This is a genomic window from Acinetobacter sp. 797_lipA (genome assembly GCF_058243025.1).
This window is the reverse complement of sequence record NZ_JBZAYQ010000001.1, coordinates 2,374,495-2,398,806: the sequence shown is the minus strand read 5'-3', so window position 1 is coordinate 2,398,806 and position 24,312 is coordinate 2,374,495. Positions and strand designations below refer to the sequence as shown.

General features: G+C 42.3%; 18 protein-coding genes. 8 read left to right on the top strand and 10 right to left on the bottom strand.

The genetic code is table 11. The features are described from left to right. Positions 1-14 precede the first annotated feature (14 nt). Positions 15-3,701, bottom strand: coding sequence for a methionine synthase (metH, locus tag AC4CU2_RS11780; RefSeq protein ID WP_490768864.1), 3,687 nt, complete (start codon positions 3,699-3,701; stop codon positions 15-17). Positions 3,702-4,127: 426 nt separating this feature from the next. Between metH and AC4CU2_RS11775 the strand changes: the two genes are divergently transcribed. Then, positions 4,128-5,747: an inorganic phosphate transporter gene (locus tag AC4CU2_RS11775; RefSeq protein WP_005399885.1), complete on the top strand. Its 1,620-nt coding sequence runs from the start codon at positions 4,128-4,130 to the stop codon at positions 5,745-5,747. Between the two features lie 88 nt (positions 5,748-5,835). Here the strand turns inward: AC4CU2_RS11775 and AC4CU2_RS11770 are convergent, their stop codons facing one another. From AC4CU2_RS11770 to AC4CU2_RS11760, 3 genes are all read right to left on the bottom strand, one after another. Beyond that, positions 5,836-7,383 (bottom strand): hypothetical protein, encoded by a 1,548-nt coding sequence (locus AC4CU2_RS11770; protein WP_490768863.1) that lies wholly within the window; start codon positions 7,381-7,383, stop codon positions 5,836-5,838. A gap of 144 nt (positions 7,384-7,527) precedes the next feature. After that, positions 7,528-7,695 (bottom strand): hypothetical protein, encoded by a 168-nt coding sequence (locus AC4CU2_RS11765; protein WP_336955340.1) that lies wholly within the window; start codon positions 7,693-7,695, stop codon positions 7,528-7,530. A 128-nt stretch (positions 7,696-7,823) separates the two neighbouring features. Beyond that, on the bottom strand, positions 7,824-8,441 hold the full coding sequence (locus tag AC4CU2_RS11760; protein ID WP_234951415.1) for a rhomboid family intramembrane serine protease: 618 nt from the start codon (positions 8,439-8,441) through the stop codon (positions 7,824-7,826). Between the two features lie 160 nt (positions 8,442-8,601). On the opposite strand from AC4CU2_RS11760, the gene nfuA reads away from it, so the two are divergent. Together nfuA and AC4CU2_RS11750 are read left to right on the top strand one after the other, a co-directional pair. Further along, positions 8,602-9,240, top strand: a complete 639-nt coding sequence (gene nfuA, locus AC4CU2_RS11755) for a Fe-S biogenesis protein NfuA (protein ID WP_004981041.1) — start codon at positions 8,602-8,604, stop codon at positions 9,238-9,240. Between the two features lie 174 nt (positions 9,241-9,414). Continuing rightward, a complete protein-coding gene (locus AC4CU2_RS11750) occupies positions 9,415-11,619 on the top strand; it encodes a FepA family TonB-dependent siderophore receptor (RefSeq protein WP_490768862.1) in 2,205 nt (734 codons plus the stop codon). Between the two features lie 36 nt (positions 11,620-11,655). Here AC4CU2_RS11750 and AC4CU2_RS11745 read toward each other — a convergent pair whose 3' ends face one another. Together AC4CU2_RS11745 and AC4CU2_RS11740 are read right to left on the bottom strand one after the other, a co-directional pair. Next, a complete protein-coding gene (locus AC4CU2_RS11745) occupies positions 11,656-12,657 on the bottom strand; it encodes a hypothetical protein (protein WP_490768861.1) in 1,002 nt (333 codons plus the stop codon). Between the two features lie 15 nt (positions 12,658-12,672). Further along, entirely contained in the window at positions 12,673-13,704 is a 1,032-nt protein-coding gene (locus tag AC4CU2_RS11740) for an alpha/beta fold hydrolase (RefSeq protein WP_348959608.1), read from the bottom strand. A 310-nt stretch (positions 13,705-14,014) separates the two neighbouring features. On the opposite strand from AC4CU2_RS11740, the gene AC4CU2_RS11735 reads away from it, so the two are divergent. Then, positions 14,015-14,629, top strand: a complete 615-nt coding sequence (locus AC4CU2_RS11735) for a carbonic anhydrase (protein WP_004981036.1) — start codon at positions 14,015-14,017, stop codon at positions 14,627-14,629. Between the two features lie 30 nt (positions 14,630-14,659). Here the strand turns inward: AC4CU2_RS11735 and AC4CU2_RS11730 are convergent, their stop codons facing one another. Continuing rightward, the gene (locus AC4CU2_RS11730; RefSeq protein ID WP_126035831.1) at positions 14,660-15,301 is read right to left on the bottom strand and encodes an arylesterase; all 642 of its coding nucleotides are present in this window, start codon (positions 15,299-15,301) and stop codon (positions 14,660-14,662) included. A gap of 11 nt (positions 15,302-15,312) precedes the next feature. On the opposite strand from AC4CU2_RS11730, the gene AC4CU2_RS11725 reads away from it, so the two are divergent. Both AC4CU2_RS11725 and AC4CU2_RS11720 read left to right on the top strand, forming a co-directional pair. Further along, positions 15,313-16,041, top strand: coding sequence for an ABC transporter ATP-binding protein (locus AC4CU2_RS11725; RefSeq protein WP_087010517.1), 729 nt, complete (start codon positions 15,313-15,315; stop codon positions 16,039-16,041). Between the two features lies 1 nt (position 16,042). Beyond that, positions 16,043-18,532: an ABC transporter permease gene (locus tag AC4CU2_RS11720; RefSeq protein ID WP_490768860.1), complete on the top strand. Its 2,490-nt coding sequence runs from the start codon at positions 16,043-16,045 to the stop codon at positions 18,530-18,532. A gap of 30 nt (positions 18,533-18,562) precedes the next feature. Here the strand turns inward: AC4CU2_RS11720 and AC4CU2_RS11715 are convergent, their stop codons facing one another. Then, complete coding sequence (locus tag AC4CU2_RS11715; protein WP_490768859.1) at positions 18,563-19,378, bottom strand: rhomboid family intramembrane serine protease; 816 nt, start codon at positions 19,376-19,378, stop codon at positions 18,563-18,565. A 77-nt stretch (positions 19,379-19,455) separates the two neighbouring features. Between AC4CU2_RS11715 and mtgA the strand changes: the two genes are divergently transcribed. Together mtgA and ppk1 are read left to right on the top strand one after the other, a co-directional pair. Then, positions 19,456-20,130: a monofunctional biosynthetic peptidoglycan transglycosylase gene (gene mtgA / locus AC4CU2_RS11710; protein WP_004694386.1), complete on the top strand. Its 675-nt coding sequence runs from the start codon at positions 19,456-19,458 to the stop codon at positions 20,128-20,130. Positions 20,131-20,240: 110 nt separating this feature from the next. Then, positions 20,241-22,325 (top strand): polyphosphate kinase 1, encoded by a 2,085-nt coding sequence (gene ppk1 / locus AC4CU2_RS11705; protein WP_490768858.1) that lies wholly within the window; start codon positions 20,241-20,243, stop codon positions 22,323-22,325. An 84-nt stretch (positions 22,326-22,409) separates the two neighbouring features. Here ppk1 and oxyR read toward each other — a convergent pair whose 3' ends face one another. Both oxyR and AC4CU2_RS11695 read right to left on the bottom strand, forming a co-directional pair. Then, positions 22,410-23,312, bottom strand: coding sequence for a LysR family transcriptional regulator OxyR (gene oxyR / locus AC4CU2_RS11700; RefSeq protein WP_004981021.1), 903 nt, complete (start codon positions 23,310-23,312; stop codon positions 22,410-22,412). Positions 23,313-23,325: 13 nt separating this feature from the next. Next, entirely contained in the window at positions 23,326-24,264 is a 939-nt protein-coding gene (locus AC4CU2_RS11695) for an alpha/beta fold hydrolase (RefSeq protein ID WP_004694383.1), read from the bottom strand. Between the last annotated feature and the right edge of the window lie 48 nt (positions 24,265-24,312).

The following is a 24,312-nucleotide window of genomic DNA, read 5'->3' as shown; positions in this document are numbered from 1 at the left end:
TTTTTTATTCTAAATTAAACAATCGAATCATCTAAATTCGGTGCTAACCAACGCTTCGCTTCATCTAGTGTCCAACCTTTACGCTGTGCATAATCCTCAAGCTGATCTTGAGAAATCTTGCCCACATTAAAGTATTCACTTTCAGGGTGCGAGTAATAGAAACCACTTACAGAAGAAGGCGGCATCATTGCAAAGTGTTCAGTCAACTTGGTACCAATCTTCGCTTCCGAACCTAACCAGTCAAACAATACTGCTTTTTCAGAATGTTCAGGGCAAGCAGGGTAACCAGGAGCAGGACGAATACCGACATACTTCTCTTTGATCAATTCTTCATTGCCCAAAGTCTCATCGGCTTTATAGCCCCAGAACTCTTTACGAATACGCTCGTGTAAGTGCTCGGCAAAAGCTTCAGCAAAACGGTCTGCCAATGACTGAACCAAGATCGCAGAGTAGTCATCACCTTTGGCTTTATATTCGTTTGCCAACTCTTCCGCACCGAAGATTGATACGGTGAACCCACCGAGGTAATCCGTATTGTCTTTCGAGGTGCTAATAAAGTCTGCTAAAGATAAATTCGGCTTGCCTGTGACTTTGTCCGATTGCTGACGCAAGTGTTCAAAAGTATGCGTGACATTCTGACCAGATTCATCAAACACGCTGACTGTATCCGCACCTGTACGTTGTGCAGGGTATAGACCAAATACAGCACGCGCATCGAAACGATTATTCTCGATCACATCTTTGAGCATGGCTTGCGCTTGATTATACAGATCCGTTGCAGCTTCACCGACAATCTTATCTTCTAAGATTTTCGGGAATTTACCTGCCAAGCTCCAAGAAATAAAGAACGGTGTCCAGTCAAAATATTCCACCAATGTTGCAAGTGGGTAGTTGGTGAGGACGTGTGTACCCATTGTATTTGGAATTGGCGGTACATAATTCACATCGACTTTAAAGCCATTTTCAACCGATTCTGTATAGCTCAGTTTCGCAGCTTTCGGTTGCTTGTTGGCTAAACGCTCACGAATTTTGGCATATTCAGCACGCTGTTCTGCAATAAAGTTGCCACGCATTTCTTTAGACAGCAGAGTGGTTGCTACACCTACCGCACGCGATGCATCAGCCACATAAATCACCGCATCATTGGAATATTGCGGGTCAATTTTCACTGCGGTATGCGCTTTAGATGTGGTCGCACCACCAATCAACAATGGAATGTTGAAGCCTTTACGCTGCATTTCTTTGGCAACAAACACCATTTCATCTAAAGATGGAGTGATCAAACCCGACAAACCAATGATGTCACATTTCTCATCAATCGCAGTTTGTAGGATTTTTTCCGCAGGCACCATCACGCCAAGGTCAACAATGTCATAACCATTACAGCCCAAGACTACGCCCACGATGTTTTTACCAATATCGTGTACATCGCCTTTTACGGTCGCCATCAGGACTTTACCTTTAGACTGGCTACCGGTTTTTTCAGCTTCGATGTACGGGTTTAACCACGCTACGGCTTGCTTCATCACACGCGCAGATTTCACCACTTGCGGCAGGAACATTTTGCCCGAACCGAACAGGTCGCCGACCACGTTCATGCCATCCATCAATGCGCCTTCAATCACATCGAGTGGACGTTTGGCTTTTAAACGGGCTTCTTCAGTATCTTCATCAATATAAGTGGTGATGCCTTTAACCAGTGCATACTCAAGACGCTTTTCAACGGATTCATTACGCCATTCTAGGTTTTCAGCTTCGCGCTGCGCGCCACTATGACCACGGAATTTTTCTGCCACTTCAAGCAATTTTTCTGTGGCGTTTTGGCCTGATTCACCTTGGTTTTGATTCAGAACAACATCTTCAACCGCATCTTTCAGTTCTTTTGGAATATCATCATAAATCGCCATTTGACCAGCGTTTACGATACCCATAGTCATGCCTTGTTTAATGGCATAGTAAAGGAACACAGAGTGAATCGCTTCACGTACAGGCTCATTACCACGGAATGAGAACGATACGTTGGATACACCACCTGAGATCATGGCATGCGGTAAGTTCTGTTTGATCCAACCTGTAGCTTCAATAAAATCGACGCCATAGTTGTTGTGTTCTTCGATCCCTGTTGCCACGGCAAACACGTTCGGGTCAAAAATAATATCTTCGGCAGGGAAGCCAACATCATTGACTAAAACATCATAAGAACGTTTACAGATTTCACGCTTGCGTTTTGCGGTATCTGCCTGACCTGTTTCATCAAAGGCCATAACAATGATCGCAGCACCGTACTGACGGCATAAACGCGCTTTTTCGACAAACTCGTCATAACCTTCTTTTAAGGAAATCGAGTTGACGACTGGCTTACCTTGTACGCATTTCAAACCAGCTTCAATGATTTCCCATTTTGATGAGTCAATCATGATTGGCACACGAGAAATATCAGGCTCAGATGCAACCAGATTCAGGAAATGCACCATCGCATTTTGCGAATCGAGCATCCCTTCATCCATGTTAATGTCGATGATTTGTGCGCCTGCTTCAACCTGTTGCTGGGCAACCTCTAGGGCTTCAGCAAATTTTTCTTCACGGATTAAGCGTAGGAATTTTTTTGAACCCGTGACGTTGGTCCGTTCACCGACGTTCACAAACAATGAATCTGCAGTAATGTTAAATGGTTCTAAACCACTGAGACGACATGCAGGTCTGGTTTCTGGAATGTGACGTGGTTGAATGTCTTTAACAGCATTGTAAATGGCACGAATATGATCAGGCGTTGTGCCACAGCAACCACCTGTAATATTGATCAAACCACTTTCTGCAAATTCTTTAATGAAGGCTGCAGTTTGCTCTGGGGTTTCATCATATTCACCAAAGGCATTTGGTAAACCTGCGTTTGGATGGGCAGAAACAAAGGTATCTGCAACATCAGCAATGGTTTTTACATGCGGGCGCATGGCATCTGCACCCAAGGCACAGTTAAAACCAATTGAGAGTAAGTCACCATGACGCACCGAGTTCCAGAACGCTTCCGCAGTTTGACCTGTTAAGGTACGACCTGATGCATCGGTAATGGTGCCCGAGATCATGAGAGGAAGTTCACGACCAAGTTGTTTGAACACTTCTTTCACCGCAAAGATTGCGGCTTTACAGTTTAAGGTATCGAACACGGTTTCAATCAAGAGAATGTCTGCACCGCCCTCGATCAAGGCATGCGTAGCTTCTATATAGTTTTCTTTCAGTTCATCAAAGGTAATGTTACGGAAGGCAGGGTCATTTACATTGGGTGAAATTGAACAAGTACGTGAAGTCGGACCAAGTACACCAGCAACAAAGCGAGGTTTGTCTGGGGTTGAATATTTGTCACATGCCGCACGTGCTAGACGAGCTGCTTCACGGTTAATCTCGGGAACAAGGTCTTCCATGTGATAGTCTGACATTGAAACACGTGTGCCATTGAAGCTGTTGGTTTCAATAATGTCTGCACCTGCATCGAGGTAAGCTTCATGAATGCCTTGAATAATTTGCGGCTGTGTCAGTACCAAAAGGTCATTGTTGCCTTTGAGGTCAGAAGCCCAATCTACAAAGCGTTCACCACGATAATCTTCTTCTTCGAGCTTGTGACGCTGAATCATGGTGCCCATTGCGCCATCGATAATAAGGATGCGCTCGGCAAGAAGTGCTTTTAAGGTGGCAAGTGTAGACATTCAAAACTCACAAACAGGTTTTCAAAACGTGCAATATTTTAGCAGAAAAGCAGATCGATTGATGCCTAATTCAAGTGGTATTGGCTATATGGCAAATAAAAAAGGCTGATTTAGCTTTAGTTTTCACGAAAGTGAAATATAGACCCGCTATGTTAATAGATCAGAAGAAATAGAGATGAAAAATATTGATTGGAGCAGATTGTTACAGACAGCACAGCCAAATGTAAGAAAATAATTCAGCGTAATCCGCACCGAAAAGTTAAATTTTGAGCCAGCACAGTGCGTTCAAGGCTTATAAGCGATTTACTGCTGATCTAAAATAAGCCAATTATGAAAAAATTGGCTTCATGTGACACGCATTTGTCATATAATTGTCACAATTAAATTGAACAATAGGGGATATTGATATCCTCTTTAGCCGTCTGCATGAATTCTAATATTCCTCCCGTCCAAGATCAGGTGCACGTAACACAGGTCAAGTCGACGAATGTGCACGTACCTACACCGAAATTTTTTATGCCGGTGTTTTTAACGGTCATTATTTCAACGCTAATTTATATTGGCTTTCAGCTTTCTGCTGACTTATCGCATGTTCCTGCACTGAATCTTTACTCTTTAATTCTTTTAGCGACGGCGTTGTTCATTGCTTTGGGTTTTGAGTTTGTAAATGGCTTCCACGACACTGCCAATGCGGTTGCAACGGTCATTTATACCAATGCACTGTCTGCACCTGTTGCGGTGATGTGGGCTGGTTTCTGTAACTTCCTTGGGGTTATGGTCGCAAGTGGTGCAGTGGCTTACGGTATTATTGCGCTTTTGCCTGTTGAGTTGATTATGAATGTCAGCTCAGGTGCAGGTTTTGCCATGGTGTTTGCCATGTTGATTGCTGCGATTTTGTGGAATTTGGGCACATGGTTCTTGGGTATTCCAGCATCAAGTTCGCACACTTTGATCGGTTCGATCTTGGGTGTGGGCATCATGAACTACCTGATGCATTCGGGTAGCGGTGCTTCGGGTGTAGATATGGATCAGGTGATTAAAGTCGGTAAAGCTTTACTGTTTTCACCTATGATCGGTTTTGCTTTTGCAGCAGTGTTGTTCTTATTGGTGAAAAAAATCTTTAAGAAACAACTGGAACTGTTCCAACCACCTGAAGGCAACAAACCACCACCTCCACTGATTCGTGCCATTTTGATTTTTACTTGCACAGGTGTAAGTTTTGCGCACGGTTCAAATGACGGTCAAAAAGGTATGGGTCTAATCATGCTGATTTTGATTGGTATTGTGCCTTTGGCTTATTCTTTAAATAAGAATTTAGATTCACAGCACATTCAGTCATTTGCTCAACTTTCAGATCAAACTGCAGCTGTGATTTATCCGAATCATAACGATATTGCAGATGAAAAAGCCCGTACGGTGATCACGCAATATATTCAAACCAAAGAAATGACTCCAGAAGTTGTACCTGCTTTAGCCAGTTTGACAGATCATTTGGGTGAGCGTGTTGGCCATTACGGAGATCTTAAAGATATTCCTGAAGCTGAAGTTTCTGCACTACGTAATGACATGTACTTAAGCACGACTGCGTTCAAACGTTTGGATAAAGCGGATCAATTGCCAGCGATGTCTGAAGCAGGCAAGAAGACAGTAAAAGAATATCGTAGTAACCTTGATTCATTCTTACAGTATATCCCAACATGGGTGAAAGTGGCTGTGGCATTGGCTTTAGGTCTAGGTACGATGGTCGGTTGGAAGCGTATTGTCGTGACTGTAGGTGAGCGTATTGGTAAAAACCATATGACTTATGGTCAAGGCATGTCAGCAGAATTGGTGGCGATGACCACAATTGCAGCCGCTGATGGCTTTGGTATGCCCGTATCGACCACACACGTATTGAACTCTGCGGTTGCAGGGACCATGGTGGCGAATAAGTCAGGTCTAAACTTTGCAACAGTGAGAACCATTCTTTCGGCTTGGATCTTTACCTTGCCAGCAACGATCTGTTTATCAGGTGGTTTGTTCTGGTTGTTCCTACAGTTTGTTTAATCTGATTGGTAAAAACCAATAATAAAAAACGCTACCGAAGGTAGCGTTTTTTTAGCTCTGTATTTTCTTGAAGCGGGTATTCAAGGTCTTACTTTTTCAGTAAAGCAAATACTTTGTTGAGTGGTAGCTTGTCTGCGGCAAAACCATAAAGTGCCGCAAAGGGGAGTGCGGTACGTGCTAAATAAGCTACACGCCATAAGCCACCGTGATTGGCACCATGCATCATCAGCTCTAATGGATGTTCAAGTTTGTTCTCTGGATTGGCTACAGACTCAGGATTACGCAGATCATGGATCCATAAAGCCGCCATGATTGCATTGGTGGTTTCAGGTTTAAAGGCTTCAACATCAAACAAGCTTGCCCCATTAAATGCGGCTTTGAGCAATGGGTTTTTGGTGACAGAGTGGGTTGTAGTTGATGGTGCAATATTAATGCTGACCCGCTGACCTTCTGAGCGAGCAAGCGTTGCACGCCACTGCTGAATACGTTTAGCCAATGCATAGTTCGGCCCTTGTTCAATGACTAAGCAGTCGGTGATGCCATAAGACTTGTCATTATCCGACTCGACGAGGTCATGTAGGTTTTTCTTAAAGAACAGTTGCCCGCTGAGGGTTGAAATACTTTTACTGATCATCTGCTGAGTTTTAGAGCGTCCACTGAACTTTTGCTCAGATGCTGTAATGACTTCCTCTGGAACTGCATAGACATCGGTAGGTGTACACATATACATCAAACTGGTATCTGCTTTTTGCGCACTGACATATTGCATAATCGCATCCATTGCAACAGAAACACGGACATGCTTTTCACCATCCAAATACGCAATCGCGGCCAAATCTAACTGATGTGGGTTTTGTACCAACCATTGTGCAATTTCAGGCACTTGGGTCAGTAAGTTCGCACCAAGTTTTTCTTTAAGCACAGACACAGGTGTTTCCGCGCTCAAAGCTTCAACTGATGGGGCATATAGCGTGGCATTGCCGTGTTGAATGGTGTCTAAAATTTTGCTCCACACGCGGCTATTCGGTAAATCAACTGCCACAATATTGGCTTTCCATTGGGCTAACCATGTGAGTGGACCCGCTTCAGATGCCGCACCGAACAAAACCATTGTGCGATCTGATAAATCAAACCATTCAGGATGTTCCACACAAGCAATCAGTGCTTCAGCATGACTGGGTTCAATCACACCTGCATCTAACCATGTTTGGATTTGTGCAAGTAAAGCACCCCCTTTAAGCTGTGTACCTTTGTAAGGCACTGACCACTCAGGTGCAGCATCACTTTCACCTTTGAGTTTGATGGTGTGTAGCGGTGTCGTTTTAAGTGACATTACATCTTTGAGGAGATGCTTTTGGCCATCGCGATAAAACTCAAACACATTCTGTGCTTTGTTGAGCCCATCTTGCGCAATTTGAATCGGTGCAATTTGATTGCGAATCCCAAATTCAACTAAGGATTTAAAATAGCATGGATAGAGTTTACGCCAGTTTTTTTCTGTAAGTGCGGCCACAGAGGTTTGATGATCAACATTGGCTAAGGCCTCTGCAATAATCTCTTTCCCTGTGCGTGAGGTACTAACTTTTTTTGTTTTCGAGTAAATTGGAAATTGAAGACCATCTAAGGGATTGGACATGCAAGAAATCTCACTGGCATTTGCTATTTATATACAGTTGTAAACATTATCTATGCCAAATCAAATTCCTGCTTGGCATTTCATGCCAAATTTATGTAAAAATATATGTAATAAAAAAGCCTTCTGAATAGAAGGCTTTTAAGTTTAGCAACGCCCTTTTTTTGCTTGTCCAGGTGGGCAAAAGTCTCCATGACCATCGGGGTAATAAGAACCATGTGGATCAACAACAATACTCCCCTCAGGTGTGTGTACCGCACAGGCTGTTAAACTCAAGCCCACCATCAGTGTTGCCAATATAGACATTATTTTCATCGCAATTTCCTTGGTTTATAGTTGTTCTGATGTTTATTGTAAAAATCAGGAGCATTCATTGCTGTGAAAAAATGTTACTGAGCCTATATGCGTATGGATGCAATCCATTTGCAAGCTACGGCTCAGCTTTAAAAAGGTAACTGGGTTAATTTGTTCAGAAAATGCGGAATAAGACGTGGCTCTAAAATTAAGGTCATGATGACCCCATAAGCAGCTCCCCAAAGATGGGCGCTATGATTGATGTTGGAGTTCCCTTTTTTACCAGACCAGATGCTATACGCCACGTATAACACTGCAAAAATAATCGCAGGTACTGGAATAAAAAACACAAAAATGAGCTTCCAAGGTTCAAACAACACATAAGCGAACAAGACCGCAGAGACTGCACCAGACGCACCAAGGCTTGCCCAGCGCACATCATTCTTATGTTTTAAATAACTCGGTAAAATGGCAAAAATTAAACCACCCAAATAAAACAAAACAAAACCTAAGTCAAAGAAGTATTGGCGGTAAAAACTTTCAATAATGCTGCCAAAGAAAAATAGGGTGAACATGTTGAATAGGAGATGCATACCATCGGCATGAATAAAGCCATGTGTAATAAAACGATCGTATTGTCCACGTTGCATCGCAGGAGGCCAGAAAATCAGACGGTTCATCACGTTCTGATTTGAAAATGCCACCATAGAAATAATGACCGTAATAATAATGATCGTAACTGTATGATTAAAAGGTAAATCCAACATTTCTGAGATGTTCTACATATAACTATCTTGTGGTCATAATGCCATTAAATTCAGCGAAAAGATGAACTTTCACAATAAATCCGACAATTTTGGTTGATTTTTTTTAATTACCCCGCATCTTCAGTTAAAATAGCAACTTCAGCTTGAGGAAATGATTGTTATGTCGACTGAGAACAGCAGCACTGCAGTTGCAGAGGAAATTCCAAACTTATTGATTACTCCGACTGCACAAGAGTATTTACGTGATTTACTAGAAAAACAAAATACACCGGGCATTGCTGTACGTGTATTTGTTGAAAATCCGGGTACACCACGTGCTGAATGTTGTATGGCATATAGCGCGCCTGAAGAAGTGATCCCAACCGATTACCGTCAAGATTATCCAGACTTTCCTGCGTATATCGATACACCGTCTATTCCATATCTATTAGATGCAGTGATTGATTACAACAAAGACCGTTTTGGTGGGCAGTTAACTTTCCGTGCACCAAACTCGAAAGTACCACGCGTCGGTCCTGATGCATCGATTGAAGAGCGTATTACGTATATTCTTCAGTCTGAAATTAACCCAGGTCTAGCAGGGCATGGTGGTAACTGTGCATTGGTTGAAGTTGTTGAAGATGAAGAACATGGTTTAACGGCTGTACTGAAATTCGGTGGTGGTTGCCAAGGTTGTTCAGCAATTGATGTCACGTTGAAACAGGGTGTTGAAACGACTCTGCAACAACACATTCCTGAGTTACGTCGTGTGATTGACCAGACGGATCATACGCAGGCAGAAGGCGCGTACTTCAAATAAATTTCAATCAACTTTACCAAATAACCTCCTTAAATTAGGAGGTTATATTTTATCTAAAGCTAAAATGTAATTGAGAATAATTATCAATATTTATTGTAATATGTTTATCGTTTGTTAAAATGCCCTACGAAATTTACACAATCTCTCCTTCTTTTGTATTTGGGTGTATGCGTTATGGGTAAAAATCTGACGAGATCAACTTTGGCTTTGGCTGTTGTAGGGGCAATGAGTTCATTTGCGATGGCGAATGAATCGCTAACTACTGGGGCAGAAAAAGATACAACACAATTACAAACGATTGTATTAACGGCTGAGGAACAGGTTAAGCAGTCTCTAGGCGCATCTATTATTACGGATAAAGATTTAGAAAAATTACCTGTTGTAAATGATATTTCTGAATATGTACGTCGGATGCCTGGCGTAAATTTAACAGGCAATAGTGCAACGGGACAGCGTGGTAATAACCGCCAAATTGATATTCGCGGTATGGGACCAGAAAATACCTTGATTTTGGTTGATGGTAAGCCTGTGAATTCGAGAAATTCTGTGCGTTATGGCTGGAGAGGGGAACGTGATACCCGCGGTGACTCAAACTGGGTGCCTGCAGATGCAATTGAATCTATTGAAGTATTATGTGGTCCAGCGGCTGCTCGTTATGGCTCAGGTGCCATGGGTGGTGTTGTTAATATTAAAACTAAAAAAGTCACAAACGAAGTTCATGGTTCGGTTGAGGTATTTACTAACCAACCTGAGAACTCAAAAGAAGGTTCAAGCCATCGAGAAAGTTTTAACTTGAGTGGTCCAATTATTAAGGACGTATTGTCTTATCGTTTATATGGAAATTATAACAAGACAGATGCGGATGCTGCAGATATCAACCCACTGACAGAAAGTGGTAGTCGTGCAGCAGGTCGAGAAGGCGTTGAGAATAAAGATATCTCAGGGCGTTTAGCTTGGCAGATTAATGATCAACAAAGCTTGACTCTTGACACTTCATTTGGTCGTCAAGGGAATGAATATACAGGTGATATTCAAAACAGTAATGCAGATGCAACCAATCCAGATTCTAGCTTTAGCAACATTGCGTACGTCAATGGATTGTTAGGTAAAGAAACTAATACGATGTACCGAGACAGTTATGCTTTAACCCATGAAGGAAAATGGGCATGGGGTGATACAAAATTATTGGCTCAATTTGATAAAACTAAAAATAAGCGTATTCCTGAGTCACTAGCTGGTGGACCAGAAGGAAGTCCAAATTCATTTGATAAAAAAACGTCGGTGCTAGATACCACACGTTTTAATGCTGAAACCAATATTCCATTGGATATATTTCTTCCTCAAGCACTCACCTTGGGCACAGAGTGGGTTGAAGATAAGTTTAGTGATGCAACCAGTACAGTACAAGCAGATGCCTCTGGTTTGGTACGGTTGCCATCTGATCGTACTCACATGAAATCGCGAATTGCTTCCGCATACATTGAAGATAACTTTAAAGTAACTGATGCAACAGATTTGGTCTTGGGAGTTCGTTTTGATGATCATAGTAAGTCTGGGTCAAACTGGAGTCCAAGTTTAAACATTACCCAAAAACTTGGAGATTACTTCACTTTAAAAGGTGGTATAGCAAGAGCGTATAAAGCGCCAAATATGTATCAAAATGCAGAAGGCTACTTACTCTTTACACGCGGGAACGGTTGTCCTGACACCACAGCAACGGCTTCGGGAAGTTGCTATTTAGTTGGAAATGCAGACTTAAAACCTGAGACTTCTATTAACAAGGAAGTGGGTATCCAGTTTGAAAAAGATATTGTGAATGCAAGCTTAACGTGGTTCCGTAATGATTATAAAAACAAAATCACATCAGGTGACGAAGTCGTTGGAACGACAACCGTAGGTTCAACAACATATCATTTATTAGAGTGGACCAATATTCCAAAGGCTTTAATTCAAGGTCTAGAAGGAAGTGTTAGCTTAGATTTTGGTAATATTAATTGGACAAACAACTTTACTTATATGATGGATTCAGTGAATAAAACCACTGGAAATCCTTTGTCAGTTGTACCTAATTACACGATTAATTCGATTTTCAACTATGATATTACAGATCAATTTGATGTGAATTTCGTTTATACCCAATATGGTCGCCAAAAACCACGTCAATTTGCTGAAACTCGTAATACAACGATGAACACGAAAAGTGTGCCAAGCTATGGTATCGCAGGGATTAATGTTGGATACAAATTTACAGATCAATTTAGCGGTCGTTTAGGTGTGAGTAATTTATTTGATGAGCAACTTGTTCGTAATAATGACTTGAACCAAACCTACAACGAACCGGGTCGAGCTTATTATGCGAGCTTGAAGTATGCATTCTAAATTATGAAAGAAAAAAGCCGCATAATGCGGCTTTTTTTATGGCTTTAAAATCGCTTGTGCTTGATCAGAATAATAAAACTGTTCTAAATAATAACGTGCTCGATCACGTAAGTAATGTGATTGGATGAGCTCTTGAATAATAGGATTCAACAAATCTTGAAGTTGATTTTGGACTAAGGCTTCGTCGATATTTAAGTCGCGTAGTAGTAAATCAAAAGGCCGTTCTTGGTTGCGAATGTACCAAGCGTAAACACCATCATGCACCTGTTGCTGCAGATAGTCTGTTTGACGCATATGCTCCCAAATTTCGTGCCCCATAGTGACAGTTTGAGGCAAGTCCTGTACTTCAATATAATTTTTCAAAACTGATAAAGGCATATCTTTGATTTTGTGCCAAAGATTGGCTTGAAAGTGATATAGCTTTTCATCATTAAAGTTTTGATTTAACACTTGTTCACTCATTTGACTGAGTTTTAAGATGTTCTTTTTTAAATAATGCCCAATAGTGTCATTTAGGTTTGAGTCTGTGACGGTTTCCAGTACCGACTTGCCCATTTTCATAAAACTAGAGACACCCGGCACACGTTTAGTCATCACTGAGTTGTTCAAATAGTCTTGAATCGAGTGCTGAATCAGCTGGGTAATCATGGCTGAAAAAGCTGGGTTATTTACTACAGTTTTAATTAGACGCTGACGATGCCCACTTTTACTCGCGACATACTGCGCAATTTTATCGATGGTGAGTACAGGAATCACATCGGCAATTTTTGTTGATGCATTGATGGGATGTATTAAAGCAAACTTGATGTGCTCAGCAATTTGTGAGATTAGATGATCGGTTGCAGGTGTGGCTAGGATTTGTTTTTGCAAAAGCGCATTGATGTCTTCAAAGCTCCACAGTTGCTGTAAAGTTTGTTTTCTAAACCAGTGATAAAATAGGATGAATTCATTTTGTACGGTACTTGCTTGCGAAAACTCATGATCTAAAAAACTAAGATGAGCTTCAATGAGCTGCTCAATCATCGGGTGTTTCTGCATACGTACTCAACAAAATTAATTTAGTGGAATCAGTTTATCAGCCAATGGATTTTTTAACTTTTGTGTTTTTGCAAGAAAAGGCAGGTAGTGCTGTGCAACTGCTTGTTCTGCCTCCAAAAGTGGCATATGACCAACATTGTTAAGGATGACAGGAGCTTCAGCACGTTTCAATAAAGATTTGAGCTCATTCGCCACTTCGACATTAATAATTTTGTCCTGCTTACCCCACAAAATGAGGGTGGGTGCTTCAATATTTCGGGTCACTCTAGCAAAGGAGTCAGTGGTATAAATTCGGTTCAAGGTCACCAATTGATCAATCACTTTACTGTTTTTTTCAGCCTGAGTAATTAACTGTTTTTCTTGGGCGCGTTTTAAATAATAGGGCATTTTGATTGGGGTTTGCATGACACGTTGCATCACATCATCTAAATCGCCCGGCTTGCTCACAATCAAGTGCTTTAAATAATGCGGGTCTTTGGCATAGTTGGTGTTGGCGTTTTTATAAATGCCTGCACTGTTTAATAAAAACAAACTTTGCGTGTCAAAAGGGTATTGCGCGGCATACAGGGTTGCAATAGAACCACCGATGGAATGTCCAGCAACATTCAGCTTATCTTGTATATGAATGGCTTCAACAAAACGACGTAAGCGCTCAGTGACATTTGGCATAGAGAGATCAAAATCATCTGGGACTTTGGTGTCGCCGTTGGTTGGAAGGTCGGGGATGACTACGTGGTAATAGGGGGTTAGAAACTGTGCCACACGGTTCCAATTGTCTCGATTTCCAGCAAAACCATGAATCAGCAAAATCGTTGGTTTATCAACTGCACCGCCTTCGTTATAGCTCCAAACGATATCATCCACTTTAAGTGTTTTGGTTTTTAAGCCGGCGGTGACGCGTTCTTGTAGAAGGTAGCTTTGTAAACTGAGTTTGTCTTTGATGATGGTATTTTCGACCGCATGACTGGCGAAAGGAAATGACAAAGCTAAGGCGAATAGACTGGCCTTTAGACTTTGTTTCAAGACGGATTTTGAGCGCATCATCATGGTTCATCCTTAAACGGAGATGAATAAAAAAACTGACCGAATAAGATAAAAATGCTCTGATTTTGAATAGTTTTTATGTTTATTTACAGGTCTGTTTGATTCTAATCGCTTTCATGCAAATGTCATTAATTATTTATTTGAAAGGATATGCGGCATTTTGATAAAGTGTGAACTGTGTAATGGTTTTATTGATATAAAATGCAACTTCAAAATTAAGCAAAAAAAGAAGCCGCTATGTTTTTTGCAAGTGACAATCAATTTCGCTGGGATTAAACTAGTCCAACTTAATAACAACCGAGTGGGAAAGGGAATGCTAACAGCTCAAGAAGCTTTAAGCCGTCTAAAACAAGGTAACCAACGTTTTGTAGCGGGTGAGACAACCCACCATAAGCAATTGTCTCACCAAGCACGAGCAGAGATGGCGGAAGACCAAAATCCATTTGCGATTGTACTCGGATGTTCTGATTCTCGTGTGCCTGCAGAAATGGTCTTTGACCAAGGTTTGGGTGATCTGTTTGTTATTCGTGTTGCAGGAAATGTAGTTGCACCTTCACAGGTTGGCAGTGTTGAGTTTGCTGCTGAGCGTTATGACTGTGCGGTCGTTGTGGTACTTGGTCATAGCCATTGTGGTGCGATTCAAGCCACCATTGACACCCTGATGAACCCAGATAGCCCACCGTCTGCAAACCTGATGTCGATTGTAAACCGTGTCCGTCCTTCAGTTGAAACCTTGATGCAAACTGAACTGAAACATGACTTATGCAAACTGTCTAAACATGCGGTGCGTTCAAATGTATTTGCCTCTGTAAATCAGTTACGTCATGGCTCAGCTGTGCTTGAAAGTTTGATTGCCAAAGGCAAGTTACAAGTGGTAGGTGCTGAGTATTCACTTGAAAGTGGTGAAGTGGTTTTTTTTGACTTCTGATCAGCGGATATGATCAGAATAAAAGGCGCTTTATAAAGCGCCTTTTATATAGGGGTAAGCTAAATTTAATAAAATAGGCTGTGCTTTGCCATTTGGATGAACCAAGTCTTTTTGCATCAGGCTTTTATTTCCCGCTACACCTTCTAAGAAAAAGGGCAGTAATTTCACTTTGTATTGTTGACTAACCACTTTGTAATTATTTTCAAATGCCTTGCTATAGGCTGTGCCATAGTTTGGTGGCATTTTCATTCCCAAAACAACCACGGTGGCATTGGCTTTTTGACTCTGTTGAATCAGTTGCACTAAATTTTTTTGAATCATCTGAGGTGGTTGACCACGCAGCCCATCATTCCCGCCAAGCTCAATCACCACCACATTTGGCTTATGCGTTTGCAACAGTTTGGGTAAACGAGCCAAAGCGCCACTGGTGGTTTCACCACTCACACTGGCATTGACCACTTTGTGTTGTTTCGGATACTGTTGGTCTAACCGTTTTTGCAGTAAATTTACCCATGCTTGCTGTGGTTCTATGCCATAACCTGCACTAATGCTATCTCCTAAAACCATCACGGTTTTTGCAAAAACCCAAGTGGGGCTTAGGCACAGTGCAAGCAAAACCAAGTATGAACTGATACGTTTTTTAAATTTGCGATTTTGCACGAATATTTGCATATAGGGATGTTATGACCCAAGTTCATAGTGATGTAAGCATCATGCCACAAGTGATTATTTCTGCCCAGCAACTGACACAAAAGATTAAACTTCCGCAAAAAGAACTGACCATTTTCTCAGATTTGAGTCTGAGCATATTAGCAGGTGAACAAGTCGCAATTACAGGACGTTCAGGTTCAGGAAAGTCTACCTTACTGGGTATTTTGGCGACCTTAGATCAGGCTAGCGGTGGTGAGTTAATCGTTTGTGGTGAAAGTATTTCCAAGCTCAATGAAGAACAGCGTGCACAGGTGCGTTTAAAGCATATTGGCTTTGTGTTTCAGTCCTTTCAACTGCTACCACACCTGACTGCTGTTGAAAATGTGATGCTGCCGTTACGGCTTCATGCATCATTTAACTTCGCTGAAGCGGAGCAACGCGCTTTGAGTTTGTTGCAAAAAGTTGGATTAGAGCGACAGGCCACCCAAACACCGAAGGTACTTTCGGGTGGGGAGCAGCAGCGCGTCGCAATTGCCCGTGCGCTGATTGCTGAACCAAAAATTATCTTTGCCGATGAACCAACAGGAAACTTAGACAGTCAAACTGCGCGAGAAATTGAGCAATTATTGTTTCAATTGAACCGTGAGTTGGGTACGACTCTCATTTTAGTGACGCATGACCATACGCTTGCAGAACAGTGCCAGCGTCATTTTGAATTACTCGATGGTCAGTTGATCGAACATCCTCGAACGGGAGGATAAAATGAATTCTCTATTTCAGCCCTTACTGAAGCAAAGTTTTAAAAGTAGCGGTGTGTATTTATTGATTATTGCATTGATTCTCGCGATCAGTGCGACGACCGCGCTGAAGTTTAGTAATGAGCAAGTTCAAAATGCCGTAGCGCTGCAAGCCGCCGAGATGCTAGCAGGGGATTTGGTTTTAACGGACAGTCAAAAGCTCGATCCGAAATGGAAAGCGCAAGCGACAGCTCTCGATTTAAAACAATCAGAAGTCACTGTCTTTAGTTCGATGGCATATACCGATGATCAGTTTGTTATGGTCAATGTCAAAGCCATCGATCAAGCCTTCCCTCTGCGCGGAGAGTTACGTATTCAGCCTGCGGCGAAGCATATTGCTTCAGGTGAAGTGTGGTTGAGTCAACGTGCTATGGATTTGCTACGGGTTAAACTGGGCGATCAGCTGAATATTGCAGATGGTACTTTCAAGGTGACAGGCTTGATTGAGCATGACTCCAATCAAGAGTTAGGTTTTTCTGGGTTCTCACCGACGGTGATTATTTCTGAAGCGGATATTACCAAGACTAATGCCATACAAGTCGGTAGTCGTATTGACTATCGTCTACTGATGGCAGGTACCGCACAAAATACCCAGCAGTTTGAAGCAAATTTTAAGAAGCAAAATGTATCTTCTGAAGATGCTGGTGCGGCAGCTCAAAGTCCTAATGCGGAAGAACCACAAAACAGCTTACGCTTACGCAATGCTAGTGAGGGTAATACCCGCTTAATGAAACCAATTGCAAATTTGGACACTTTTTTGCAGTTAGCGAATATTTTAACGATTTTGCTGTGTGGAATTGCGATTGCTTTGACCAGTCAGCGCTTTGTACAACAAAACCAAGATCACATTGCGCTATTGCGTTGTATGGGGGCGGCGAAGTCACAAATTCTCTGGGCTTACCTCAGTTTGTTGGGTGTGGTGTTTTTGCTTGCCATGTTGGTCGGGAGTGCAGTGGGGGTAGGGCTGGGCTATGGCCTGTTACAGTTGATGTTACAACTGATCCCACACTTAAGTATTGCGTTTTCAGCGTGGGATATGCTGCTCGGGCCGATTCCGATTGCTATGTTGACCAGTGCCGTAGTGCTTCTGGGTTTTGTCTTGCCGAGTTTTTGGGAACTGTTAAATACGCCACCGATCCGAATCATTCGCAGTCAAGAAAAATCGGTTTCGTCTATGTTTTGGATGTTGCTCGCAGGAACGGCAAGTCTGGTGCTGTTTAGTATCGTTCTGACTGAAAACATGGTACTGACAGCCATGGTGATTGGGGCAATTATCATTCTATGTGCAGTGTTATACGCTGTAGTCTGGCTGAGTTTGAAGTTTCTGCGTGGCTTGAAAAATGCGGTTTCTGCTTATGTTCGCACACCTTATCAAACTGCATTTCAGATTACCGCTTTGGCTTTGGGACTTAGTTTAATTACGGTCTTAGCCGTGCTACGCACTGATTTATTAGAGCGTTGGCAGCAGCAAATTCCTGAGGGAACCCCGAATCAGTTTGTATATGGTTTACCACCTTTTGACATGCCTAAGTTAAAAGCACAAATTGAGCAGAACCAATGGAACAGTACACCGCTCTATCCCAATATTCGGGGCAGGCTGATTGCCAAAAATGGACAGCCCTTTGCTGCGGATTTGGTCAAGCAAAATAATTCCTTACGCCGCGAATTAAATTTGACTCAAGCTGACAATTATCCTAAAGATAATGTAATTGTCTCTGGGGCATCAAAACTCACAGCAAAAGGACAAGTTTCGGTAGAAGCCAATACCGCAACAGAGCTTGGGATAAAAGTGGGGGATCAACTGACCTTTAGCTTACCAGAGGGTGTCATTCACGCCAAAGTGGCAAACTTACGAACTGTAGAATGGGAAAGTTTTAGCCCAAACTTCTTCTTTATTTTTGCGCCCCAAACTATGGATGAAAATGCGGGCAGTTATTTGGGTAGTTTCTATGTGCCTGAGTCTGACAAAGCGAAATTGGTCAGCATTATTCAGCAATTTTCCAACACCGTATTTATTGATGTCAGTTTAATTTTAGATGAAATTAAGCGCATCGTGACGGTGCTGGTGCAGATTGTCACGATCCTTGCAGTTTTAGTGAGTATTTCAGGTATTCTGGTTTTAATTGCTTGCCTGAACTTACTCATGGATGAGCGCAAACGTGAAGTGGCGTTGTTACGCTCATTTGGGGGTTCCAAGCAAAAACTCAGAAGCATGCTCAGTCTAGAAATAGGCTTTATTGGTTTTATGGCAGGTGTGGTTTCTTGCTTATTTGCTGAAGCGATAAGTGCGGTAGCATGTTATCGCATGGGCTTAGCCATTCAGCCACACTGGGAAATCTGGCTCATTTTACCACTGTTCATGACCTTACTCTGCGCGCTGATTGGGCGTTATCGCTTAAGTTATCTCAGTGATATTCCACCTTTACAAAGTTTGAGAGAGATCAATCAATCGTGATTGATCTCTTAATACGTTAAGTGTTGAATCTTAGAAATTGAGCTGTTGACGCATCATCATTAACACTTCTGACCATAAGGGTTGAATATAGACCACAAGGTTTTGGCAGTGTAAGTAAAACCAATACGAACCGCAGGCCGCCAAAACAAGGCTCAGCGGCATAATCCAACGCTGCTGTGCCTTTTGGGAGAGATACCAAAGTGCCGCCAAAACAGCACCCATCAACATGCCGCCAATATGTGCGGCATTGTTAATCCCTGAAATCATAAAGCCCATGGCTAAGTTGATTCCCATCACGATGAGTAAAGTCTTTTTATCTAAAATAAAACGTTGCTGTGGGAGCATCGGCAGTAGCGATAGAACCGTCAGTGCTGCCCCCAGTCCCATGACGGCACCTGAAGCCCCTGCACCGACACGAGGCAAGAGTTCAGGGTTTGCTAACCCAATACGAATCAGTTCATAACTTTCTTGAATGGCGATATAACCACTGAGCAAGCTACCCATGAGACCCGCAAGAACATATAGCGCAAGAAAATAGACACGTCCAAACATTTGCTCCAGCACACTGCCAAAAATATACAGCGCCCACATGTTCAACATGAGGTGAACCAAGCCAAAATGAAAGAACATACTGCTCAATAAACGCATCGGTTCAGCCAAGAAGGTGAGCGGTGCATAGTCTGCTCCCCAGCGTATGGCATCAGCTGTACTTGGATTGCTGACATCCATGCCATGCAGGACTTGCCAAAAAAACAGCCCAACATTCACAGCAATAATGACGGCGGTAATCCACCATAAATGTACGTCGAATTTTGTTTTGATTTGCGGAGGTGTAAGCTCGGTCATGCTATTCTTGCTAAAATTTTGCTATATTTGCCCAAGCTTAGCATGAATAAAAATGATTTTTGGAGTAAGCCACTGGCATGAAAGCTTTTATTGTTCGTAGTTTGTTAGTCGTTGTCAGCTTCGTGCTTTTGGTACAGTTGTGGATTTTTGCAAGTCTTGCGTGGTGGCGTTACAAGCCAGTGGAAACCACCATGTTTATGCGGATTGATTATTGGTCTGAGCCATCTAAACCCATTCAACACGAATGGCGTGATTATGACGAGATCAGTGAGTACATGAAAAAAGCCATTGTTGCGGCTGAAGACGGCAAATTTATGCAACATCATGGTTTTGACTGGGATGGGATTCAAGCGGCGCTTGAGCGTAATAATGACACGGGCAAAGTGGTTGCGGGCGGTTCAACAATTTCTCAGCAATTGGCCAAAAACTTATTTTTATATAACAAGCGTTCATTCATTCGTAAAGGTCAAGAAGCTGTTGCAACTTGGATGATGGAACGGATGTGGAGCAAAGAACGCATCTTAGAGGTATACCTAAACTCGGTGGAGTTTGGCGATAATATCTATGGCGTGGAAGCTGCAACCCAACACTACTTTGGTAAAAGTTCACGTAGCTTAAGCCGAGAGCAGGCGGTCTTTTTAGCGGCCATTTTACCCAATCCGAAATACTACCAAGACCATCAAAATGACCGTAAGTTGCAAAACCGCGAGCGCATGATTCGAAAGTATATGCGCTATAGCGATATCCCTTAATTTGATTGATGTGAAAAAGCCCAAATTTATGGGCTTTTTTTTATGAAATTGTCACAAAATTGAAGCATACTTATCATGATAAAACGCATTCAAATAATCAAAGGTTAGCTATGAATACGGCAGCAAGCACATCTCCAATACTACAACCTGAATACGCGTATAACGATCGCTATATTAACCGTGAGTTATCGATATTAGATTTCCATTTACGTGTATTGGAACAAGCCGTAGATCCTTTACATCCGCTGCTAGAACGGATGAATTTCTTACTGATTTTTTCACGTAACTTAGATGAGTTCTTTGAAATTCGTGTTGCTGGCGTCATGGAACAGTTGGATCTGGGTAATGAAAGTCGTAGCCCCGATGGCTTAACCCCACGCCAAGTACTCGATCAAATTTCGCAAACTGCACATGCTGCAATTGAACGTCAGTATCGTATTCTCAATGATGAAATTTTGCCAAAACTGCGTGAGGAAGACATTTGCTTCTTACGCCGTGGGGAACTGACGCCTGCACAGTCTTCATGGGTGAAGAAATATTTCCAAGAACAGGTCGCACCTGTCTTAACACCGATTAGCCTTGACCCTGCGCATCCATTTCCGCGTTTAGTGAATAAAAGTCTCAACTTTATCGTGACTTTGGAAGGGAAAGACGCATTTGGTCGTCAGATTGATTTGGCCGTTGTTCCTGCACCACGTTCATTGCCACGTGTGGTTCGTCTACCGGATGAACTCACAGGTGGAAAAGAGCATCATGTGATGCTTTCAGCTATCATCCATGAGCATGTTTCTGACTTGTTCCCAGGGATGACAGCAACTGGCTGTTATCAGTTCCGTGTCACACGGAATGCTGATTTAGCGCTCAATGAAGATGTGGAAGACTTAGCCAAAGCACTGAAAGGTGAGTTAAGTTCGCGTCGTTTCGGACGTGCAGTACGTTTGGAAGTTACCCAAAACTGTCCAGAACATATCTATAACTACTTGCTAGATGAATTTGATCTGCATCAAGAGCAGTTGTATAAAGTCGAAGGACCTGTGAACTTGGCGCGTTTATTGTCCAATTTTAAACGCCCACATCTACGGTATGACGCACATATTCCTGTTATTCCTAAAGTGTTGAAAAAGTCGGAAAGCATGTTCTCTGCAATGCAGAAACAGGATATTTTACTACATCATCCGTTTGAGTCTTTCGCACCTGTGATTAACTTGTTGCGTGAAGCGGCACGTGACCCACAGGTGTTGGCGATTAAACAAACCCTCTACCGCAGTGGTGCAGACTCTGAAATTGTACAAGTCCTAGCAGAAGCGGCGCGTAATGGGAAAGAAGTCACCGCGGTGATTGAGCTGCGTGCGCGTTTTGATGAAGAGTCAAATATCGAAGTGGCGAATGTATTGCAAGAAGCGGGTGCAGTGGTTGTTTATGGCATTGTGGGCTATAAAACCCATGCCAAAATGATTCTTGTAGTACGCCGCGAAAATAATAAACTTGTTCGTTATGTGCACTTGGGAACAGGTAACTACCATGCGGCTAATGCACGAATTTATACCGACTATGGCTTGCTCACGACCGATAAAGAGTTATGTGAAGATGTACACCGTATTTTCCAAGAATTGACAGGTATGGGGAAAATGGCGAAGCTGAAAAAGTTACTTCATGCGCCATTTACGCTCCATGCTCAACTGATCAACTTTATTGATGATGAAATTGCCAATGCCAAAGCAGGTAAGAAAGCACAAATTATTGTGAAAGTGAATGCACTAACCGAAGTGCAACTGATCAATAAGCTGTATGAGGCATCACAAGCAGGTGTACAAATTGATCTCATTATTCGCTCGATTTGTTGTCTACGTCCAGGTTTGCCAGGGCTTTCGGAAAACATTCGTGTACGTTCAATCGTGGGGCGTTTCTTAGAACATACCCGTGTTTTCTATTTTAGTAATAATGGCGATGCGCGTATTTATGGTTCGAGTGCCGACTGGATGGATCGGAATCTATTTAATCGTGTTGAGGCCTGTTTCCCAATTGAGGATCCTGCTTTGAAAAAACGTATTTATCAGCAAGGTTTGTTGACCTATTTACAGGATAATCAACAAGCTTGGTTACTACAGGGTGATGGAACTTGGCTTCGTTCGACGCCAGCTGAAGGCGAAACCGAGCATAATGCGCAGCGTTATTTGCTAGATGTGATTAAATAATTTTAGGGGTGCTTGAGTCTAAAAAGATTCAGGCACAAAAAAAAGGAGTCATGTTTGACTCCTTTTTTATGCACTAAAATAAGCTTAATGCAGATCTTGAGTAATTTTTTGCAGGATTTGTAATAGCACATCAAATTCGCTTTGTAGCGGGGTACTTTTACGTGTTACCAAAGCCAAGATACGGCTTGGAGCGGCTTCAATTTGTTTAACCATCAAATCTGGATTCGCTTTAATCATATTTGTATGAATTGCGATTTCAGGTAATAAGGTAAAACCAAGATCAGCCGATACCATTTCCACAAGGGTCGGTAAAGAACTCGCTTTTAAACGATGATCGTTTTTACGCTCACCAATTGGGCAGGCACTTAGAGTGTGGTCACGTAAGCAGTGGCCTTCTTCAAGCAACATTAAGCGTGAAAGGTCTAAGTCATCCAGCGATTTGGCTTGGCTTGCGATATCTGATTTATTGCAGACCAAAAACAAACTTTCTTTTGCGACTTCAGCAACTTTTAAGCCACGTGTATCAAAAGGTAGAGCCAAAACGACCATGTCTAAATTGCCATGTTCGAGTTTCTCTACAATTTTCTCACTTTGCGCTTCGTGCAAATGTAGTTGAATTTTAGGGAGTTGCTTATGCACTTCATCTAACAATTGCGCCAGAATAAATGGCGCAATGGTTGGAATAACACCTAGATGTAAATCACCAGTTAAAGGCTCGCTCATTTCTCGGCTTAAACGCATCAGGTCTTGAGCATCTGCCAGTAGAACACGAGCACGAGCAACGACTTGCTCGCCTAGAGGAGTTAAGCGCACATTTTGACGATCACGCTCTACAAGTACGCCACCGAGTAGGCGTTCAAGCTCCATAATCCCGCCCGACAAAGTCGATTGGGTTACAAATGAACGGCGTGCAGCTTCAGTAAAATGCAGCGTTTCTGACAGTGTAACGAGATATGACAGCTGTCTTAAGGATGGTAATGCAGCCATAGTGTCCTAATGATTATGATTTAAAGTGTTGTGCAAATAATTCGCTAAGATTTGGAATGAAGTGCGGTGGGATATCATGCCCCATTCCATCAATTAATTCAAATTTAGCGCCCATAATTGCCTTTGCAACGGCCTTTCCGTGACTAGGCGGGAGTAAACGGTCTCGCGAACCGTGTACCACAAGGGTCGGTTGTTGAATCTGTTTGTCCAGTTGCAATAAAGAACCTGTACATAATATTGCTAAAAACTGTTGAAGTACACCCGCAGGGTAATAACTTCGGCGATATAATTTGCGAGAAGTCTGAATTGACTCGATTGGATTGTGATAATCAGGCGAGCCAATGATCTTAAACACTTTCAAAGAGTGGCTCACAATTCCTTCTTCATCGGTCGATTCAGGTCGACCAATTAGACTAAAGAGTTGCTTTGGAAAAGGCGGCGGCAGTAAAGGTTGGTTGTTACTGGTGAACATTAGGCCGAGCTTTTTGACCTTCTGTGGATGACGCGCTGCTAGAATTTGCCCAATCATACCACCCATGGATGCACCAATCACATAACTTTCATCTAAACCTAAACGGTCTAAGAGTAGTGCTACATCGTCAGCCATGTCATATAAGTCATAAGGTGCACCACGGTTATCTAAACCTAAAGCAAAGCGCCCCATTAGTTTGAGGGTATTTAAGCGTGGCCCTTGATGTTTAATTTTTGAAGATAAACCAATATCGCGGTTATCAAAGCGAATGATACGGAATCCTTGATCAATCAGAGATTTGCAGAAGAAATCAGGCCAAAATAAGAGCTGTGCTCCTAAACCCATGATCAAAACAATGGTCGGATGATGGTCTTCGCCACCGATTTCGACATGGAGTTCAATACCATTGCCTAAGTCGACTTTGGTTTCGCGCATGAAAGAGGTATAGGGTGAAAGATTATATTGGAGTGCGCTATTCATTATTGTAATCCTCACATAAAGGACATCTATTGTTATAAATGTCCTTTT

Bases quoted from the DNA above. Each gene is read 5' to 3' on its own strand.
- AC4CU2_RS11725 (WP_087010517.1), top strand. From the start codon at position 15,313: ATGACCCAAGTTCATAGTGATGTAAGCATCATGCCACAAGTGATTATT.
- AC4CU2_RS11765 (WP_336955340.1), bottom strand. From the start codon at position 7,695: ATGAAAATAATGTCTATATTGGCAACACTGATGGTGGGCTTGAGTTTA.
- AC4CU2_RS11730 (WP_126035831.1), bottom strand. From the start codon at position 15,301: ATGCAAATATTCGTGCAAAATCGCAAATTTAAAAAACGTATCAGTTCA.
- metH (WP_490768864.1), bottom strand. From the start codon at position 3,701: ATGTCTACACTTGCCACCTTAAAAGCACTTCTTGCCGAGCGCATCCTT.
- mtgA (WP_004694386.1), top strand. From the start codon at position 19,456: ATGAAAGCTTTTATTGTTCGTAGTTTGTTAGTCGTTGTCAGCTTCGTG.
- AC4CU2_RS11750 (WP_490768862.1), top strand. From the start codon at position 9,415: ATGGGTAAAAATCTGACGAGATCAACTTTGGCTTTGGCTGTTGTAGGG.
- AC4CU2_RS11770 (WP_490768863.1), bottom strand. From the start codon at position 7,383: ATGTCCAATCCCTTAGATGGTCTTCAATTTCCAATTTACTCGAAAACA.
- AC4CU2_RS11695 (WP_004694383.1), bottom strand. From the start codon at position 24,264: ATGAATAGCGCACTCCAATATAATCTTTCACCCTATACCTCTTTCATG.
- AC4CU2_RS11740 (WP_348959608.1), bottom strand. From the start codon at position 13,704: ATGATGATGCGCTCAAAATCCGTCTTGAAACAAAGTCTAAAGGCCAGT.
- AC4CU2_RS11715 (WP_490768859.1), bottom strand. From the start codon at position 19,378: ATGACCGAGCTTACACCTCCGCAAATCAAAACAAAATTCGACGTACAT.
- AC4CU2_RS11720 (WP_490768860.1), top strand. From the start codon at position 16,043: ATGAATTCTCTATTTCAGCCCTTACTGAAGCAAAGTTTTAAAAGTAGC.
- AC4CU2_RS11760 (WP_234951415.1), bottom strand. From the start codon at position 8,441: ATGTTGGATTTACCTTTTAATCATACAGTTACGATCATTATTATTACG.
- nfuA (WP_004981041.1), top strand. From the start codon at position 8,602: ATGTCGACTGAGAACAGCAGCACTGCAGTTGCAGAGGAAATTCCAAAC.
- AC4CU2_RS11745 (WP_490768861.1), bottom strand. From the start codon at position 12,657: ATGCAGAAACACCCGATGATTGAGCAGCTCATTGAAGCTCATCTTAGT.
- ppk1 (WP_490768858.1), top strand. From the start codon at position 20,241: ATGAATACGGCAGCAAGCACATCTCCAATACTACAACCTGAATACGCG.
- AC4CU2_RS11775 (WP_005399885.1), top strand. From the start codon at position 4,128: ATGAATTCTAATATTCCTCCCGTCCAAGATCAGGTGCACGTAACACAG.
- oxyR (WP_004981021.1), bottom strand. From the start codon at position 23,312: ATGGCTGCATTACCATCCTTAAGACAGCTGTCATATCTCGTTACACTG.
- AC4CU2_RS11735 (WP_004981036.1), top strand. From the start codon at position 14,015: ATGCTAACAGCTCAAGAAGCTTTAAGCCGTCTAAAACAAGGTAACCAA.